We start from the raw sequence: 19492 nt of genomic DNA on the forward strand, positions 1-19492 counted from the left end.
CACATAACTTTTATACTGAAAACACCCTTATTTTCCAGCTTTAAACAAGAACTCTTTCTCTTCTTTCGTTAGACTATCATAACCAGACTGACTGATTTTATCTAATATTTCGTCTATTTGTTGTTGTGTTTTATCTTTTGTTACAATACGACTGCCTGAAGGTTGTGATTTTGGTTTTACATTGCGATGTACTTTCTTGAAAGGTGTTGTTTTTTTCTTTGAAAATAAGCTCATCAAAGTATCCAAAAAGCTATTCAAACCTGACGTTAAATCGATTCCTGACTTAAGAAACTGAATGTAAACAAAACCAAACAATGCACCACCTAAGTGTGCTATGTGTCCGCCGGTGTTATCAAAAGGCAACTGAATAACATCCAAAATCAAGAACACAAGAGCCACATGCCACAGTTTTACGTTTCCGAAAAACAACAAACGTAAATTATAATCCGGTTGATATACTGTAGTTGCCACTAAAATAGCCATTACAGAAGCCGAAGCACCAATAAGTGCAGTACTTTGTCCTTGCAAAGAAGGAATTGATTGATAACCTAACAAAAACAAAAGACCTCCAAAAAGACCACCCAAAAAGTAGAGTCCAAACAACTGTTTTTGAGTAAAAAAAGTGGTGAACAATCTTCCGGAAAAATGGAGCATCATCATATTAAAAATTAAATGAAGGACACTGTTATGAAAAAAAGAATAAGAAACTAAAGTCCATGGCTTTAAAACAAATAGGCTCCATAAACTGGGTACAGCGACGTAATCTTTATAATCAAAAGGTATATTTACTAGATACAATACAACAGCAATAAGAGAAGGAACAATAAAAAGAAAACTATTCCAAAAAATTAACTTAGTAGCCATATCGCCTACTTTGTACTGCTGCTTTAAATCCTGAAATATACTACTCATTGTTATTTAATTTTCGATATTTAAACAATACCCTCACTCCTATTTATTAGTTCCAACGGCGATCGTTAAAAGAATTTTTCTTCCAATACCACATCATCAAAAACCCTACCAATCCGCCTCCTATGTGCGCAAAGTGAGCTATTCCAGTTCCTCCTCCAAAAATTGAATTCCCTTTCAATCCTAAAAATAAATCTATTAATAATAATCCTGGTACAAAATATTTCGCTTTAATTGGAATAGGAATAAACATTAAAGCCAATTCTGCATTTGGAAACATAAAAGCAAAAGCAACCAACAAACCATAAATAGCTCCTGAAGCACCGACCATTTTATAATCCAACTTAATCGCAGAATCAAATAACGCTTTTAAATTATCATAATTGACCTTACTCCAAGAATCGGTTTGTTCTAAAATAGGTTTCACTGCATTTTCAAACAAATCGCCTCGATACATGGTTCCATCACTAAATTGAACATTTAACACTTGATGCAATGTCTCTTGCGATAAACCTAGATCTGATGCCATTTGCAATCCTTGTTGTAATTCATAGTAATTAATTCCCAATTGCAATAAAGCAGCTCCTAATCCACAAGAAATATAAAAAAACAAGAATTTTGTTCCACCCCAAAAATGTTCCAAAGACGATCCAAAAGAATACAACGCAAACATATTGAAGAATATGTGAGCCGGACCACCATGCATGAACATATGGGTAATAATTTGCCAAATTCTGAAATTATCACTTTGAGGATTATGCAACGCTAAAAGTTCTGTAGCCTGAGGAACAGCAAGCGATCCTACAAAGAAAAGAATATTAATAATCAGTAACTGTTTTACAGTTGGAGTTATAGGCATCATACGCTAAATTTTTTATCTATATCTTCTATACTTAAAGTAATAAAAGTAGGTTTTTGGAATGGAGAAACCGAGTTTTCCTTACATCCAAATAAGTTATTTACTAAATTTTCTTGCTCCTTCTCAGTCAAATAAGTTCCCGTTTTGACCGCTAAACTCTTAGCCATAGATTTTGCCATACTATCCATTTGACTAAAGCTACTCTCTGGAATTTCATCCTGCAAATCGGCCACCAATTGCTCTAGAACAATAGAGGCCTCACTTTCCGAAATAGTAACTGGAAGTCCTGAAATCACAAGAGAATCCGAATTTATTTCATCGAAAACAAATCCCGTGTTTTCCAAAGAAGGAATCAGTTCAAGTAACAAAGCCATTTCATTTCCAGAAAAATACAAAGTCAATGGAAACAACAATTGCTGGCTATTGGCCTGATGTACGGTAATATTGGTTAGAAACTGCTCGTACAACACACGTTGATGAGCCCGTTGCTGATCGATAATCAGCATTCCAGATTTAATGGGACTAACAATATATTTTTTGTGTATTTGATACGTTACCGTTTTGGGTTGTTCTACCTCAGCATCGGTAAACAAAGAACTAGTCACTACATCAGATTCGAACTGCATTTCCTGAGATTCGAAGGTATCTTTTAAACCGACATACAAACTTTCCCAATGAGGTTGTGCTTCTTTCCTTGGTTGAAAAGAGAAATTACTCCCCGAAGTTTTAGCATCGGATTTTTTTTCCTCCGCAAAAGGATTAAAAGTACTATCTATCTGAATAGTAGGGTAAGTTGCTTCTTTACCTTTGAAATCATAAGGTGTATCTAATGTAGCATCGCGATCAAAATCTAATACAGGAGCCACATTAAACTGTCCTAGACTATGTTTTACAGTCGAACGCAAAATCGCATACAAAGCCTGTTCATCATCAAATTTGATCTCCGTTTTTGTAGGATGAATATTGATATCGATAGTATGCGGTGGAACATTTAGATATAAAAAATAACTAGGTTGCGTTCCCTCTTTTAACAAACCTTCGTAGGCCGAAAGGATGGCATGATGCAAATAACCACTCTTAATAAATCGGTCATTCACAAAAAAGAACTGTTCGCCTCGATTTTTTTTGGCAAATTCTGGTTTTCCTATAAATCCATCAATGGTAACAATCTCAGTATTTTCTTTAACAGGCACCAGCTTTTCATTGGTTTTACCTGAGAAAATATTCACGATACGTTGACGCAAATTCGATTGAGGCAAATTAAACAACTCACTTCCATTGTGATACAACGTAAAGTGAATGTTCGCGTGAGCCATTGCTACTTTCTGAAATTCATCGATAATATGCTTAAGTTCTACAGTATCCGATTTTAAGAAATTACGACGGGCCGGAATATTAAAAAAAAGATTTTTTACCGCAAATGAAGTTCCTTTGGGCAAAACCGCAGGCTCTTGCTGTGTAAATTTACTTCCTTCAATAATAATATGCGTTCCTAATTCTTCTTGGTCTTGCTTGGTTTTCAATTCCACGTGAGCAATAGCAGCAATAGATGCTAAAGCTTCTCCACGAAACCCTTTAGTATGTAAATCGAATAAATCTTCTGCCTTTCGAATCTTTGATGTAGCATGACGCTCAAAACACAAGCGCGCATCGGTCACACTCATCCCCTTACCGTTATCAATAACCTGAATCAAGGTTTTTCCGGCATCCTTACAGATCAACTTAATATCCGTAGCTCCGGCGTCAATGGCGTTTTCCATTAACTCTTTTACAACAGAAGCGGGTCGCTGAACGACTTCTCCGGCAGCAATTTGGTTAGCTACGTGATCAGGAAGTAATTGTATTATGCTTGACATTGAATTAGTTTAGAGTTTTCTAGTTTCTAGATTCTGACAGAAGAATCGAACGTCAAAAATAAGGAAAAGCAACGGGTTTTTATAGCCAATAAATTCTTAATTATTGACAATTCTGAACAATTTACTGAATAAACAAAAACTCATAGATATTTTGGTAGAGCGCTTCATTGTGCATGCTATGCCCTAGTCCTTTAGTCTCAATATATTGCGCATCTTTCCAAGCCTGAGCTATTTTCAAACCTTCTTTAACCGAAACAACGTCATCATCGACATCATGAGCAATTAATCCTTTGACTTTAAGATGTGACGCAAATTTTTGTCCTGAAAAATCTTCTAATTGTTGCTGGAAAAATTCTATATATCTGGCTTCTAAATCAGCCACTATAGCATTACTTAAATCGAGAATTCTCGCAAAATTCTTAATTAGAATAGTAAAATCACTTGGAGCTCCCAGAATCACCATTTTTTGAATGCTATTATTGGGATACAAATACTGATAATACAAACACGTCTTCCCTCCAATTGAATGACCGATAAGGTATTGAGGCTGGTATTTTTCTACGGTTTTATGAATAAATTGTGCATACTGCGGAATACTAAAAATCTTTCCACCTGATAAACCATGAGCTGGAGCATCTAAGGCTACTATGGTACTCCCGGAACGTTGAAGAAACGGCAATAAATTTTCCCATCGAGAAGCATTACTTTCCCAACCGTGTACCAATAAAACCGTATTTTCGTTTCCTTCCCATACATAGACTTGAAAATGCGTTTCTTCCTCTGTAAAAGTCTCCGTAAAAGTATTTTTCAAAACTTTAGGCAACTTATCTTTGGATAATTTCCCTTCTCGAGGCTCACTAAAGAAACGATACGCCAGATAAGAAGCTCTTTTATGAGACAAAAAAGCGATGAGCTTGATATACCAAGCGATGGATTTAACCAATATGAAATAGGTAATTTTACGCATAAAAAAATCCCGAAGTTACTCGGGATTAAGTTAATTAAATATTTGCAAATAATTGCTCCATTTTTTCTCTTTCTTCATCTGCTAAAGCAGCATCTACTAAAATTCTTCCGCTGTGCTCATCAGTGATAATCTTTTTACGAGAGGCAATTTCCATTTGAGTTTGTGGTGGAATGGTAAAGAATGAACCAGCCGAAGCACCACGCTCAATCGAAACAACCGCTAAACCGTTACGAACACTTGAACGAATTCTTTTATAAGCATTTAATAAACGCTCTTCAATTTGCGCTTGGAATTCTTCAGATTTTTGAGTCAAGAATTTTTCTTCTTTCTCAGTTTCCGCCATAATAGCGTCTAATTCTGATTTTTTATGCTTCAAGTGAGTAGATTTTGCTTCTAATCTTTCTTTAGATTGAGTAATAGCTTCTTTTTTGTGTTCAATAGAAGCCTTCATCTCACGGATATGTTTTTCCGCTAATTGAATTTCTAATTCTTGGAACTCTATTTCTTTTGTTAAAGAGTTAAATTCACGATTGTTACGAACTTCTTTTTGTTGCGCCGTGTATTTCTTAATCGCTTCTTTATGCTCATCAATAGCACTTTTCTTTACTTTGATTTGCTCTTCGATACTTTCCATGTCCGTTTTAAGTTTTTCTAAACGAGTGCTTAACCCAGCAACTTCATCTTCTAAATCTTCCACTTCTAGAGGTAATTCCCCTCTTACGTTTCTAATTTCGTCGATTCTTGAATCTATTAATTGTAAATCATACAACGCTCTTAACTTCTCTTCAACGTTCAATTCTTTTGTTGCCATATTTTATAAGTACTTAACTGGATTTGTATTTATTTGTGATAAAACGATTGCAAAATTAGGAATTTTTTTCGTAAGATAATCAACTATATAGTTTTTTGTAAATCTTTCGCTTTCGAAATGACCAATATCCGCTAAGACAATTCTGTTTTCTGCTTCATAAAAATTATGATATTTCAAGTCGGCTGTCAAGAAAACATCAGCTCCTGCCTGAATAGCATTGGAAATAGCAAAACTTCCTGAACCTCCAAGTACGGCGACTTTGCGAATAGGATTTTCTAAAAATTCCGTATGACGAATACCGCCACAATCTAATTTTTGTTTCACCATTTGGAGGAACTCCAATTCGTTCATTTCTTGAGGTAAATCGCCAATCATTCCTAAACCAATATTTTGATGGGTGTTTTGAAGCGCATAAATTTCATAAGCCACTTCTTCGTAAACATGGTGTTTAAAAAGGGCTTTTAGAATTTTACTTTGCAAGTATTTTTCAAAGGTCACCTCAATCTTTATCTCTTCTCCTTCAACAAACTCGAAACGTTCTCCAATTTGTGGATGACTATTTTCATTACCTAAATAAGTCCCAATTCCTTTGGAATTAAAACTACAATCCTCATAGTTACCAATTTTTCCGGCCCCAGCATCAAACAAGGCATTGCGTAATTCTTGAAAATTTTCAGGAATTGTGTAAGTTACTAACTTATAAATAAAATTGGATTTTGGTATTAAAATCTTAGTATTGGTCAATCCTAAGGCATCACAAAATATTTTGTTGACCCCTTGCTGATGATTATCCAAAGCCGTATGCACCGCATAAATAGCAATGTCATTTTTGATGGCTTTCAATACGGAACGCTCTACATAATTCTTTCCCGTAATTTTTTTTATCCCCGAAAACAAGATAGGATGAAAACAAACTACCAAATTGCATTGTTTTTCAATTGCCTCATCAATTACCGACTCCAAAGCGTCATGACAGACCAATACTCCTGTAGCTTCGACTTCCGAATTTCCAACTAATAAACCTACATTATCAAAATCTTCGGCATAGGCCAAGGGAGCCATTTCTTCTAATATCGAAAGAATTTCTTTAATTTTCATAGCATTATTTTGAATTAACAAAGTAACGAATAAACCTCACAACTTTAATATAAAGATAAAAAATCCTACTTTCGTAACATGATTTTATTACGAAAAATACTGTTCCCATTTGCTGTGTTATATGATTTTATTACTAGCGTTCGTAATTTTTTATACGACAAAGGTTTTTTAAAATCCTATTCCTTTTCTGTTCCAACCATTGTTGTTGGAAATTTAAGTGTAGGAGGTACAGGAAAAACACCACAAATAGAATACCTCATTCGATTACTTTCTAATCAATACCGCATCGCATCACTGAGTCGCGGCTACAAACGAAATAGCAAAGGTTTTGTCTTAGCCGACAATACAACAACTCCAGAAATACTAGGCGACGAACCGTATCAGTTTTACCGTAAATTCCCGAATATTCAAGTAGCTGTGGATGCGCAACGGAAAAACGGAATAGAGCAACTGCTTTCTCAACAAGAAAAACCAGAGGTAATTTTGTTAGATGATGCTTTTCAACACAGAAAAGTAAAAGCCGGTTTGTACATCCTTCTAACCGCCTATGATGATTTATTCTGTGATGATTATATTCTACCCACAGGAAATTTAAGAGAAAGTCGTTCTGGAAGTCATCGCGCCGACATTATCATAGTCACTAAATGTCCACCAAACATTTCGGAAGCAAAACAAGAAGAAATTCGAAAAAAAATTAACCATTGGGTAAAATCAGAAACTCCAATATTCTTTACCTTTATAGAATATGACGATTATTGCTATTCCGAAACAGAAAAGATTTCGTTTTCTGATTTCCAAATTGTTGATAAGTTAATTGTTGCAGGCATTGCAAAACCTGAACCTTTTTTCAGATATTTGCAGGCTGCCAAAAAATCAACGATGGTTTTTCCTGACCATCACGAGTTTTCGGAAAAAGATATCGCATTGATTTTAGAAACAGCAAACGGAAAAAAAATTGTTACAACCGAAAAAGATTTTGTGCGTTTAAAAGGCAAATTACCTTCAGAACAATTATATTATCTACCCATAAAATCATCGTTTGTAACCAGTAGTAACCAATTTGACAAAAAGATTTTAGAGTATGTGGGAACAAGTACAGGAAACTGTTGATTACATCCAGAATAAAACTAATTTTTCTCCAGAATACGGAGTAATTTTAGGTTCTGGTTTGGGAGGATTTACCAATGATATAGAAATTGAATTCATCTTACCATATAGTGAAATTCCTAATTTTCCTATTTCTACCGTTGAAGGCCATAAAGGCGCTTTGGTTTTTGGAAATATAAACGGAAAAAAAGTAGTAGCCATGCAAGGACGTTTTCATTTTTATGAAGGCTACAGCATGAAAGAAGTTACTTTCCCGGTAAGAGTAATGAAATATTTAGGAGTTACAAAACTAATTGTATCCAATGCTTCGGGTGGTGTAAATCCAAATTATACAGTAGGTTCTATTGTAATTATCAAAGACCATGTTAACATGATGCCTGAACATCCTCTACGTGGCAAAAACGACGAGCGTTTCGGCCCTAGATTTGTCAATATGAGTGAGCCTTACAGCCGAAAAATGATGGCAAAAGCCAAAGAAATTGCTTCTGAATTAAACATAACGATACAAGACGGCGTTTATTTAGGATTGCAAGGACCAACTTTTGAAACTTTAGCAGAATACAGAATGGTTAAGGCTTTGGGATGTGATTGCGTTGGTATGTCGACTGTGCCTGAAGTTATTGTAGCCCGCCACATGGAATTGGAAACATTTGGTATTTCTGTAATTACTGATATGGGAGATGCAGAAAGTATCGATACAATTTCACACGAAGAAGTCCTAGAGGCTGCACGAGGAGCTGAACCTCATGTTCGTCAGTTAATTAAAGAATTAATCACACAATATTAGTATTCAAAAACCAAATTAGTCTCGATAATTTTATAAAAATTATCGGGATTAAATGGTTTGGTAATCACATCGGTCATACCGTAAGAAAGTAACATTTCTCTATTTTCGTTCAAGGATATAGCAGTTAAGGCTATGATAGGAGTCACTGCATCAAACGTTCTAATCTGTTCCGTAGCTATAGTACCGTTGATACCCGGCAAATGAACATCCATTAAAACCAAATCGTATTTATTTTTACGCATCATTTCGATAGCATCTTCTCCGGTTTCACAGATTTCGGCAATCATACGTTTCTTTTCAAGAATTTTCTTGGTAATCATTTGGTTGATCTTATTATCCTCTACCAATAAAATTCTCTTATTAATAAATACTTTTTCATCTATAATTTCATCCGCGTTCTTAGTCACTACTTCCTCTCCTATTTTAAATTCGAGATCAAAGTAGAAAGTCGACCCAACACCTACTTCACTCTTTACGCTAATTTGAGAGCCCATCAAAGCAATCAGTCTTTTCACAATGGTCAAACCAAGACCAGTTCCTCCATATTTTCTATTGATTTCGACCGATCCTTGTGAAAAACTATCAAAAATAGATTCTTGTTTTTCTCGCGGAATACCAATACCGGTATCTTGCACTTCGAAACTTAACTTACAATTTTCCTCGTCTTTACTCACTAATTTTGCCGCAACAATGATGCTTCCATTCTTGGTGAATTTAAGCGCATTATTGATAAGGTTGATAAAAATTTGCGACAGTTTTGTGGTATCACCAACCAAGAAGTCAGGAACGGCATCATCTATTCTTAAAACAAAATCATTGTTGTTTTGACTCGCTTGTTCTTTTAATGAATTTTGAATATTCTGTAGCAGTTCTCTAACATTGAAATTGATTTTTTCAATTTCGATATTATTAGATTCAATTCTGTTTATTTCGAGAATATCATTAATATAGGTAAGAAGATAATTTCCAGAGAACTTCAACGATTTTAAATATTCTATTTGACTCGCTTTCGGCCTATCTTCCAACAAGATATGAGTAATTCCGTTAATCGCGTTTAGTGGTGTTCGCAATTCATGACTTACGGTTGACAAGAATTCTGCTCTAGCTTGTGAAGCTTTTTCGATTCGCTCTTTAGCTTCTTCCAACTCTAAGTTTTTCTCCCGAAGCAACTCATTGGACTTGTTACGAATAATATTATTTTTATACAAGGATAAACTCAATAAGGACAAAATTGTAATTAATGCAATACTTAAAATATTAATCAATCTTGAAAATTTCCCGGCTTTTTCTTGCTCTCTTCGCTCTTTGTCCAGTTTTTCCATGTCGCGCATGATATCTCCCACTTTAACCTGTTCTGAAATCAAGGTTTTTTTCTGGTTTAAAGCTATAACATCAAGCGAATCTTTTAGTTTGGTATGAATTTTTAGATAATCTAGGGATTTATTCATTATCCCTATTTTTTCGTAAAGCTCACTCAGCTTTTTAGCTACTTTTAATTGTTGTTGTATATTTTTACTGGCAACACTAATATCAAAAGCTTTTATTAAATACTGTAATGCTTCTTCATTATCATTTTTAGCATCTTTGATTACCCCAAGTTGATAAAAGGCTTCCGATTGAAGATTGAAAGTATCCTTGCCTTTTGAAGGCATACGAACCAAGTTATTTAGAGCAGATTCGGCAATTTTAACTTCATTTTTTTCTAAATACAATAAAGCCTTTTGTAAATCTACCATGTTTTTACCATTGGTTAGATTCATTGTTTCATAAACCATATTGGCTTTATTGAAATATGATTCGGCTTTACTGAAATTACTCTTGTGCATATAACAAACACCAAGATTGTAATAAGAAAGCGCTTGTTTGGCACTGGGTTCCAAAGTATTGTATATAGAAACAGCCCTGATTAATTTTTCTATGGCTTCTTCATATTTTTTCAGCTCAACATAAACTATTCCTAGGGTGTAATAACTGTTAGCCAAACTAAGCTCATTAGTATGCTTTTTAGAATACACTATTGCCTTGTTGGCATTTTCAAGAGCTTTGTCAAAAATCTTGTTATTTTTGTAGTAAACCGCTGTTTCGGAATAATAATAAGAACTATCGATAGCAAAATCGTCTTCGAATTTATTGGCGGCAAACCCCAATAAACAGAATAGATTCATAAAAAAAAGTAAGGCCTTTTTAGACATATTTTAGCGATAGTACAAAATTCCTTAAATATAATTATTTTTTATTAATGTAATCAATTAAATCAATAATTCGAGAAGAATAGCCAATTTCGTTGTCATACCATCCAACTACTTTAACCATTTTATCGATAACAGAAGTTAACTGAGCATCAAACAAACAAGAATTACGATTACCTAAAATATCAACCGAAACAATTGGATCCTCGGTATAGGCTAAAATACCTTTTAAGGAATCTTCTGAAGCTGTTCTAAAAGCCTCATTGATCTCCTCAATGGTCACTTGTCGCTGCACATTAAACGTAATATCCGTTAGTGAACCATCCGGAACCGGAACACGAATTCCACATCCTCCAATTTTTTGTTCAAGTTCAGGAAAAATTTTAGTCAATGCTTTTGCTGCCCCAGTCGTTGTAGGCACTATCGATTGAGCTGCCCCTCGAGCACGACGTAAATCTTTGTGGGGTTGGTCATGTAAACTCTGATCGGTTGTATAAGAGTGCACTGTTGTTATGTAAGCTTGTTCTATCCCACACAATTCCTGAATAACCTTAATCATCGGAGCTGCATTATTCGTGGTACAGCTAGCATTGGAAACAATTAACTCGCTACCGTCTAAAATCGTTTCATTAACCCCTAAAACCACCGTTTTTATCTTTTCAACTTCAGCAGGAGCAGAAAGAATAACTTTTTTAGCACCGGCAGTAATATGCTGGTAAATTGCTTCGTACGTTTTGTGTTTTCCTGTTGATTCAATGACAAAATCGATATCTAACGATTTCCAATCTAAGTTTTTGATTTCTTTTTCATGAAAAAACACATAAGGCTTGTCATCAACGATGATAGCATTATCATTACAAGAGATTTGATTCGACAAGACACCATGAATGCTATCATATTTTAATAAATGAGCCATGGTTTTGTTATCGGCTATATCATTTATTGCCACGACTTCAATGGTGGGATGATTTAACAACAATCGAAAAAGATTTCTTCCGATTCTTCCGAAACCGTTAATTGCTATTTTTGTTTTATTCATGTGGTTCTATATGTATCAAAACATGTCCTAATTGAGGTATTTGATCTCTAAGAGTATCTTTGAGTTGGTGCGCAATATCATGCCCTTCCTTAACTGTAATTTGAGCATTCACTACGGCATGAAGATCTACGTGATAGACCATTCCGGCTTTTCTGACAAAACATTTTTCAGTAGTAACAATTCCTTCTACTTGTTGTGCCACCTTTCGAACATCTACAATTAAATCATCATACAAATGTTCGTCCATTATTTCTCCCAAAGCTGGTCTGAAAATCAAATAACTATTGTACAAAATAAAAAATGAAGCCAACAATGCCGCCCAATCGTCGGCCGCTTCATATCCTTTTCCCAAAAAGATTGCGATAGAAATTCCTATGATTGCTGCTACAGAAGTTATCGCATCGCTACGATGATGCCAAGCATCTGCTTTTAAAGAAGAACTATTGGTTTCTTTGGCTTTTTTCATCACCATTTGAAACGAAACTTCTTTCCAAACTATAATCACTCCTAAAACAATGAGTGTCCAAGATTTAGGCAAATCATGTGGCGTTTGGATATTGATAATACTTTCATGCGCAATAATTCCTGCGGAAGTTATCAAAAAGCCAACGACAAGAAACGTTACTAAAGCTTCTGCTCTTCCATGCCCATAGGGATGATTCTCATCGGCAGGTTTGTTCGCATATTTAAGTCCAAGTAGCACCAAAAAGGAAGAAAATATATCTGTTGTAGACTCTATGGCATCGGCAATAAGAGCATACGAATTTCCAAAAAAACCCGCCAAGCCTTTAACAACAGCTAAGGCCGCATTTCCAATCAGACTAAAATAGGTAGCCTTAATAGCTGTTTGCGCGTTACTCATCTCGGAAATTTGAATTATAAAATATGTTTTTGTGCATGGTACGAAGAACGAACCAAGGCACCACTTTCTACATGACGGAAACCTAACTCTTTTCCTATTTGTTCGTATTTTGCAAACTGTTCAGGAGTAATGTATTCTTTTACCGGTAAATGTTTTTTACTAGGTTGTAGGTATTGACCAATCGTAACAATATCAACATTAGCTTCACGAAGATCTTTCATGGTTTGAATTACCTCTTCTTCTGTTTCTCCTAAGCCCAACATAATACCAGACTTAGTTCTTCGGATACCTTTTTCTTTTAGGTATTTTAGCACCGCTAAACTTCTATCATACTTAGCCTGAATACGTACTTCGCGTGTTAAACGACGTACTGTTTCCATGTTATGCGATACCACTTCAGGATTGGCTTCAATAATACGATCCAAATGACGTTCGATACCTTGAAAATCAGGTATTAATGTCTCCAAGGTCGTTTCAGGATTCATTCTTCGAATCGCTTTAATTGTTTCTGCCCAAATAATAGACCCCATGTCTTTTAAATCGTCACGATCTACACTGGTAATTACCGCATGCTTAATCTTCATAATTTTTATCGAACGAGCCACTTTTTCTGGTTCATCCCATTCTACATCTTCAGGTCTACCTGTTTTAACACCGCAAAACCCACAAGAGCGTGTGCAGATATTCCCTAAAATCATGAAAGTAGCGGTACCTTCTCCCCAGCATTCTCCCATATTTGGACAACTTCCTGAAGTACAAATAGTATTCAGTTTGTATTTGTCGACTAAACCTCTGAGTTCTGTATATTTTTCTCCTATTGGCAGTTTAACTTTTAACCATTTTGGTTTTCCTACCGGAAGTATATTTGATTGCGTAGCTGTTTCCATATCGAAAATTTTGCATTGCAAAGATACGGATTGTTGTTTATTGAAAGATTTGTTTATAAGTTATATTTAACTTGATTTTAGAAAAAAAGCCATTCAACAATTAAGATCGAATGACTTCATAAAAATTTAAAAATTATTGCATTTGGACTACAATAGGTAAAGAATATTGTGTTCTTACCGTTTGCCCTTGATACATTCCGGGTTCCCATTTTGTTTTGATAGATTTTAACACACGAATCGCTTCCTGATCTAATCCAAATCCAGGATTTTTAGGTACGGTAATACCAGACAAACTTCCATCGCGTTCCACCACAAAGAAAACTACAACACGAACCGTTTTTCCTTCATCCATTTCAGGAGTTTTAAATCGACTTCCTACTATTTGCAAAAAAGCGTTAATCCCACCCGGAAACAACGGGCTTTTATCTACAGTTGCCGTAGTCATGATTTCAGGCGTTTTAACAGTCTCTCCAACAGAATCGGTACCTGAACCATTCACAAATGAAGCACCTGATCCTAGTGAAGCATTAGCATCTTCAGAAGTCGGTTTTCCTATATCTTGAGGTTTAGTAAACTCGACTTCGGGTGCTTGCGAAGCTTCCACCACTGTGGGATTAATCAAATTTTGTGTAGTGATTGGAACTTGTGCTGCAGCAGCTTTTCTTTTTACAAACTCTTCTTTCTTTTTAGGAATTTCTTTAATCTCCCTTAAATCTGCAACGACTATCCTTTCATCAATAATAATTTTTGGTTCTGGAATCACTTCTTTTTCTACAAATGAACTCAACAAAACGGGCAACAAAATCAGACTTGCTAAAAAAACCAAAGCAGTAAAAAATGCCTTAAGTGTTGTTTCTCCCTGCTCACGTCTTAACTGATAAGCACCATACTCCTTGTTTTTTCCTTCAAAAACAAGCTCTAACCATTCGGTTTTGGTAATGTTTAATTTTGACATAATTTCTCATTTTTATAGTTAATTAATAATCTTTCAACCTTATTATTAACCAAGTGAAAATATCATGCCAAAATTTTGTTAAAACAATTAAATATTTAAATAAATTAACAATTTTATTATTTTTAAAACAATAATATAGAAATTAATCTAAAAATATTGTGACGACAGACACACCAAATACTCGCTTGAGGCAGTAAACATCAGCATTAACAATGATTCTCCAAAAAGTTTTAAAAAATTATGGATTCAGAAAAATATTATGTTGCAACCCAAACAACAAGATAAAAACTATCCTTTAGAAATGATTTCGGCCAATAATTTTTTGGCTCTCAACAACTTAATTTTAACGTTGTTTAAGGGTTCTTGAAGTTCTTCCGCGATTTCCTGATACGTCATCTCTTGAAAATATCGCATTTGAATTACTTCCTGATAAGCAGGCTTCAGTTTCTTAATAAATTGCAGTAAACGATTTAGATTTTGCTCTGTGATAATTTGATCTTCGGCAGACGGGGTATCATCAGCCACTCCGTAAGCTATATGATCTTCTTCATCAGTAATGTCGATAAACAGACTTGATTTTTTCTTTCGAAGCAAATCGATATGAACATTTTTCGCTATAGCAATCAACCAAGTATTAAACTGAAATTCAGTATTATACGTAGCAAGTTTATCAAAAGCCTTTGAAAAAGTTTCAATAGTAATATCTTCGGCATCTGTTTCGTTTTCGGTTCGCTGCAACATAAAGGCATACACCTCATTCCAATACTTATCCAATAAGTACGTGAATGCCACTTGATCTCCTTTGATGGCTTTTTCGATATACTGCTTTATTTCCAAGTAACTGGTTTTGAGAAAAGATTTCTAAAAAAAACATTAATCTGCGTGAAGATAAGAATAATTTCCAATACCGGATACCAGTAGATTACATCTTTTTCATCCAATTTACCTGCTGAAAATCCGAGCGAAATCCAAGAAACTAAATATCGGAAAGCTATTGCGCTTAAAACAACAATCCATTCGAATTGCAATGCCAATAAAGGGATAGGAAGAAGATAAAAAAACAATTGTGTAAAATAGAATAATGACAATTGAAACTTATCAAAACTCTTATAATAAACAGCCGTTGAAGCATGACGACGCTTTTGCATAAACCATTCACCAAAAGTTTCTTTAGGTCGAGAATACGTAAAACCTTCAGGATTAAAAGAAATGGTTGTATTGTTTTTATGTGCCGCTTCATTGACAAACAAATCGTCATCACCAGAACGAATTTTCATATGATTGATAAATCCGTTTACTCTAAAAAACTCTTCTTTTTTATAAGCTAAATTACGTCCAACACCCATGTAAGGCTTGCCTACTTTTGCCCAACCAAAATATTGCGTAGCGGTTAGTAAAGTTTCAAAACGGATTAATTTATTTAAAAAACCAGACATTTTCTCGTACGCTCCATAACCCAAAACAAAGGTTTTATGCATCGTAAAATGCGAAGTCATTTCAGCAATCCACTCATTGGTAGCAGGATAGCAATCGGCATCGGTGAATAACAAATACTCATTCGAAGCTGCTTTAATTCCTAAAGTAAGAGCAAACTTTTTATTTCCCCAAAAGGCTTCATTGTTTTCAACTTTAACCAATTTTAAGTTGTGATGTGTTTTTTGAAATTCTTCAATCAAAAAACGAGTATCATCACTAGAAGCATCATCAATTACCACTACTTCATAACTAGGATAATTTTGATTTAGCAGTAAAGGAAGGTAATTTTTAATATTTTCTTCCTCGTTTTTAGCGCAAACTATTACCGAAACCGACAGGTGTTTTGGCGCTACTTTTTCACTTTTTGCAAATGAAAATTTACCAAAAACAAACAAATAATACACCACCTGAATGGTCACCACTGTTAAAAAAAAGATAAGTAAAACAAGTAAAAATTGCTCCATAAAACTCTCTGAAAAATGTGGTGCAAAGGTAATAAAAAGTTATAAGTTTACGGTAAGCCGTTTATAGATTTGTTCTGTTTTTTCGCATTTCGAAAGCCACTTTTTGATCATTACTATCTTCAGATTTTTCTAGATGGTGAATGATATTATTATAGTTTTTATCATCTCTGTTTTGCGATAATTTTTTCTGTGCTTGAATCTCAGAAATTTCAATTTCAAAAGCGAATACACCCAAGGCTTCTCGCATGGTTCTTGAGGACAAATCTTCTACTCGAATTGGTTTTTCTTGCTTTTGTTCATATTTATCGACCAACTTTTTTAAAGACTTTATCGTTTGTTCATGATTCAACGGTCGAAGTTTTCCGTAAACGTGAACAGCTAGATAATTCCAAGTAGGTACATTTTCATGGTCATACCAAGATGAAGAAATATAAGAATGAGGCCCGTTAAAAATAACCAAAACCTCTTGTTCTTCTTTGAAGTTTAACGCTTGAGGATTTGCTTTTGCTATATGTCCGCTTAGTATTGATTTTCCTTCTACCTTTTCTAAAAAAAGAGGCACATGTGTTCCCCAGAACTTCCCATCCGCCTGGTTAATCAAAATAGCAAATCCATTCTCATGAATAAATTCTTCTATTTCTGATTGGCACTCATTTTTATAAATATCAGGAATATACATAGGTAAGAAGAATTAATAATTACAGAAAAAGATCGAACTTAACACCTATCCATTGATAAGCAAAGAGTATTTTTTTTAAATAATATTTACTTCGGCTTCAATAGCTATTGTAAATTTGTCTAATACCGCTTTTTGAATTTCTTTAGAAAGATCAACAATCTCTTTTCCTGTAGCGTTACCGTAATTCACCAATACTAAAGCCTGATTTTTATGAACTCCTGCATCACCCACTCGGATTCCTTTGAAACCAGCCTGCTCAATTAACCAACCTGCAGGCACTTTAATTTCATTTTCGGAAACTTCGTAAAACTTCATGTCAGGAAATTTCGAATGAACCTTATTAAAATGATCTCGACTTATAATAGGATTTTTAAAGAAACTACCACTGTTCCCTAATTCTTTAGGATCAGGTAATTTGCTTTGACGAATAGCAATAACAGCGTTACTCACATCCTTGAGAGTAGGCGTTGTAACGCCTTGTTTTTCTAATTCTTTCTGGATATCACCATACCCGACATTAATTTTATGGTGGCGTTTAGTTAATTTAAACATTACCGAATTAATGATGTATTTACCTTTGAGTTCCTGCTTAAAAACACTTTCTCTATACCCAAAATTACATTCTTCTTTAGTAAATACTTTAGTTTCCTGCGTTGCAATATTCACCGCTTCACAGGAAACAAAAGTATCTTTAATTTCAGCACCATAGGCTCCGATATTCTGCACTGGTGTTGTCCCAACATTACCGGGAATAAGCGACATATTTTCTAAGCCTCCGAAATTATGACCGATGGTATGTAAAACAAACTCATGCCAGTTTTCCCCGGCATTAGCTTTTATCCAAACAAAATCTTCGTCTTGTTCTACTATTCGGATACCTTTTATAGCAACATGAATGACTAAAGCATCAATATCCTGAGTTAAAAGCATGTTACTTCCTCCGCCAAGAATAAATTTTTCTTTGGAAGCGTTTTCTTTTAGAACTTTCTTCAATTCTTCAACGGAATGAACCGACACAAACTCTTTTGCTTTGGCATCAATTCCGAATGTATTGTAATTTTTAAGAGAAAAAAAATGTTGAATTTCCATTATATTAATCTGATCTGAAAGCTCTAAAAGAAAAGCAGAGATCTTACTTTTTATTTAAAATACTAATATTAAAGAACTGATTTATTCTTCGGTTTCTAATGCTCTGTTTAAAAATTCATTCAGAGGTTTGATATGAATCAATTTTTGAGCGATTTTCGAAGCAAAATCTTCATCAAAAAACAATTGATCTTCAATTTTCTTTGACACCGTAAAACTCTTCAATTTCAAAAACTCAATTGCCGGGTGATCAGAGTCATATCCCTTAGGTGCCGATTTTAAAACATTACCTTCTTCAATATCAAAAGTTCCAAATTCTTTTTCAAAAACCTGATCCTGAACTACCGATTCTAAATCCTCATAAAAAAAAGCGATCTCTTTTCTGATTTTTTTCAAATCTTCTGGTTCAGGACACCAAATCCCTCCTGCAATGAACGAATTCCCTTTTTCAAAATGAATGTAATAACCGGCTCCATTTTTACGATTCCGATTAGTACTCAGCCAAATCCCCATATTTGTTTTATACGGCGACTTATCTTTTGAAAAACGAATATCTCGATTGATTCTGAAGGTACAATTTTTAACCTCCAAAGGTTCTAAAGAAGAATCTAATGGTTTCATAGATTCTAGAACTTTTTCAATAAGATGGTGATAGTCTTTTTTATAAGCTTCATAACGCTTCTTATTGGCATGCATCCATTCCGTAGCGTTATTAAATTTTAAGTCTTCCAGAAATTGAATCGATTCTTGGGTAAACATTTACAGTTTTTTCTTTAAATCTTGTTCTGATATATAACCTAAATGTTTCCAAACTTCTTTACCGTCTTTATACAATATAAGTGTTGGCAAACCTTCAATTTGTAACTGAGTTGCTAATTCTTGACTTTGGTCAGCATCTACTTTTAAAATCACCAACTCCCCTTTCATTTCCTCCTTCATTTTTGCTAAATAAGGAGCCATTTTTTTACATGGACCACACCATTCTGCGTAAAAATCAACCAATACTTTTTTGTCCGATTGTATTGCTTTTTGGTAATCTGCCAAAGTCATTCCTCCTTTGTTTACAGGTTTCCCTAAACCTTCAGCATTCCATCTAGTAATACCTCCAGCCATGTTGTAAACTTCTTTGAAACCCATTGAAGCTAATTTATCAGCAGCTTTAGCACTTCTTCCGCCGCTCAAACAATACACATAAACCGGTTTGTTTTTGTCCAATTGAGCAGCTTGAGTCTCAAAATTAGAATCGTTAATATTGATATTTTTAGCATTATCAAGATGCTGGTTTCCATATTCATCCGGTGTTCTCACATCGATTAACTGAACTCCAGGATCAGCAACCTTCTCTGCAAAAGCTTTCGGCTCTATATTTTCATTAATACCTTTTCCATTTTGCCCTTTGCAACTAGTTAACAACAAACTTGATGCAAAAAAAACCATTAAAATTATTCGTTTCATGTTGTA

General features: G+C 34.6%; 19 protein-coding genes. 2 read left to right on the top strand and 17 right to left on the bottom strand.

The window, feature by feature from the left end; genetic code table 11:
• Positions 1-27 precede the first annotated feature (27 nt).
• The 6 genes from NAT50_RS00125 to NAT50_RS00150 form a co-directional block, all read right to left on the bottom strand.
• Positions 28-912, bottom strand: coding sequence for a rhomboid family intramembrane serine protease (locus tag NAT50_RS00125; protein ID WP_250590259.1), 885 nt, complete (start codon positions 910-912; stop codon positions 28-30).
• A gap of 46 nt (positions 913-958) precedes the next feature.
• Positions 959-1771, bottom strand: a complete 813-nt coding sequence (locus NAT50_RS00130) for a rhomboid family intramembrane serine protease (RefSeq protein WP_250590261.1) — start codon at positions 1769-1771, stop codon at positions 959-961.
• Positions 1768-3624, bottom strand: a complete 1857-nt coding sequence (gene mutL / locus NAT50_RS00135; RefSeq protein WP_250590263.1) for a DNA mismatch repair endonuclease MutL — start codon at positions 3622-3624, stop codon at positions 1768-1770. Before mutL ends, NAT50_RS00130 begins: the two co-directional genes overlap by 4 nt.
• A 121-nt stretch (positions 3625-3745) precedes the next feature.
• Positions 3746-4591, bottom strand: a complete 846-nt coding sequence (locus tag NAT50_RS00140; RefSeq protein ID WP_250590265.1) for an alpha/beta fold hydrolase — start codon at positions 4589-4591, stop codon at positions 3746-3748.
• A gap of 34 nt (positions 4592-4625) precedes the next feature.
• Positions 4626-5402 (bottom strand): zinc ribbon domain-containing protein, encoded by a 777-nt coding sequence (locus NAT50_RS00145; protein ID WP_250590267.1) that lies wholly within the window; start codon positions 5400-5402, stop codon positions 4626-4628.
• Positions 5403-5405: 3 nt separating this feature from the next.
• Positions 5406-6500: a Nif3-like dinuclear metal center hexameric protein gene (locus NAT50_RS00150; RefSeq protein ID WP_250590269.1), complete on the bottom strand. Its 1095-nt coding sequence runs from the start codon at positions 6498-6500 to the stop codon at positions 5406-5408.
• 78 nt (positions 6501-6578) lie between these two features.
• Here NAT50_RS00150 and lpxK point away from each other — a divergent pair, with 78 nt between their 5' ends.
• Both lpxK and NAT50_RS00160 read left to right on the top strand, forming a co-directional pair.
• Positions 6579-7610: a tetraacyldisaccharide 4'-kinase gene (gene lpxK, locus NAT50_RS00155; protein ID WP_250590271.1), complete on the top strand. Its 1032-nt coding sequence runs from the start codon at positions 6579-6581 to the stop codon at positions 7608-7610.
• Positions 7582-8394, top strand: a complete 813-nt coding sequence (locus NAT50_RS00160) for a purine-nucleoside phosphorylase (RefSeq protein ID WP_250590273.1) — start codon at positions 7582-7584, stop codon at positions 8392-8394. The genes lpxK and NAT50_RS00160 overlap by 29 nt, the downstream gene beginning before the upstream one ends.
• On the opposite strand, the gene NAT50_RS00165 is transcribed toward NAT50_RS00160, so the two are convergent.
• The 11 genes from NAT50_RS00165 to trxA form a co-directional block, all read right to left on the bottom strand.
• The gene (locus NAT50_RS00165; RefSeq protein WP_250590275.1) at positions 8391-10586 is read right to left on the bottom strand and encodes a tetratricopeptide repeat-containing hybrid sensor histidine kinase/response regulator; all 2196 of its coding nucleotides are present in this window, start codon (positions 10584-10586) and stop codon (positions 8391-8393) included. The two genes, NAT50_RS00160 and NAT50_RS00165, sit on opposite strands and share 4 nt — an antisense overlap.
• Positions 10587-10620: 34 nt before the next feature.
• A complete protein-coding gene (gene gap, locus NAT50_RS00170; protein ID WP_250590277.1) occupies positions 10621-11622 on the bottom strand; it encodes a type I glyceraldehyde-3-phosphate dehydrogenase in 1002 nt (333 codons plus the stop codon).
• Positions 11615-12484 carry a cation diffusion facilitator family transporter gene (locus tag NAT50_RS00175; protein ID WP_250590279.1) on the bottom strand — a complete coding sequence of 290 codons (870 nt, stop codon included), beginning with the start codon at positions 12482-12484 and terminating at the stop codon, positions 11615-11617. Before NAT50_RS00175 ends, gap begins: the two co-directional genes overlap by 8 nt.
• Before the next feature lie 14 nt (positions 12485-12498).
• Positions 12499-13371: a lipoyl synthase gene (gene lipA, locus NAT50_RS00180; RefSeq protein ID WP_250590281.1), complete on the bottom strand. Its 873-nt coding sequence runs from the start codon at positions 13369-13371 to the stop codon at positions 12499-12501.
• A 133-nt stretch (positions 13372-13504) separates the two neighbouring features.
• Positions 13505-14326, bottom strand: coding sequence for an energy transducer TonB (locus NAT50_RS00185; protein ID WP_250590283.1), 822 nt, complete (start codon positions 14324-14326; stop codon positions 13505-13507).
• Between the two features lie 288 nt (positions 14327-14614).
• A complete protein-coding gene (locus NAT50_RS00190) occupies positions 14615-15163 on the bottom strand; it encodes an RNA polymerase sigma factor (protein ID WP_250590285.1) in 549 nt (182 codons plus the stop codon).
• Entirely contained in the window at positions 15154-16266 is a 1113-nt protein-coding gene (locus tag NAT50_RS00195; RefSeq protein ID WP_250590287.1) for a glycosyltransferase, read from the bottom strand. The genes NAT50_RS00190 and NAT50_RS00195 overlap by 10 nt, the downstream gene beginning before the upstream one ends.
• A 61-nt stretch (positions 16267-16327) precedes the next feature.
• Positions 16328-16945 (bottom strand): FMN-binding negative transcriptional regulator, encoded by a 618-nt coding sequence (locus NAT50_RS00200; RefSeq protein ID WP_250590289.1) that lies wholly within the window; start codon positions 16943-16945, stop codon positions 16328-16330.
• A 75-nt stretch (positions 16946-17020) separates the two neighbouring features.
• Positions 17021-18034, bottom strand: a complete 1014-nt coding sequence (murB, locus tag NAT50_RS00205) for a UDP-N-acetylmuramate dehydrogenase (protein ID WP_250590291.1) — start codon at positions 18032-18034, stop codon at positions 17021-17023.
• A gap of 81 nt (positions 18035-18115) precedes the next feature.
• Positions 18116-18790: a DUF2461 domain-containing protein gene (locus NAT50_RS00210; protein WP_250590293.1), complete on the bottom strand. Its 675-nt coding sequence runs from the start codon at positions 18788-18790 to the stop codon at positions 18116-18118.
• On the bottom strand, positions 18791-19486 hold the full coding sequence (gene trxA, locus NAT50_RS00215; protein WP_250590295.1) for a thioredoxin: 696 nt from the start codon (positions 19484-19486) through the stop codon (positions 18791-18793).
• Between the last annotated feature and the right edge of the window lie 6 nt (positions 19487-19492).

It is taken from the genome of Flavobacterium luminosum, assembly GCF_023635005.1.
Classification (GTDB): domain Bacteria; phylum Bacteroidota; class Bacteroidia; order Flavobacteriales; family Flavobacteriaceae; genus Flavobacterium; species Flavobacterium luminosum.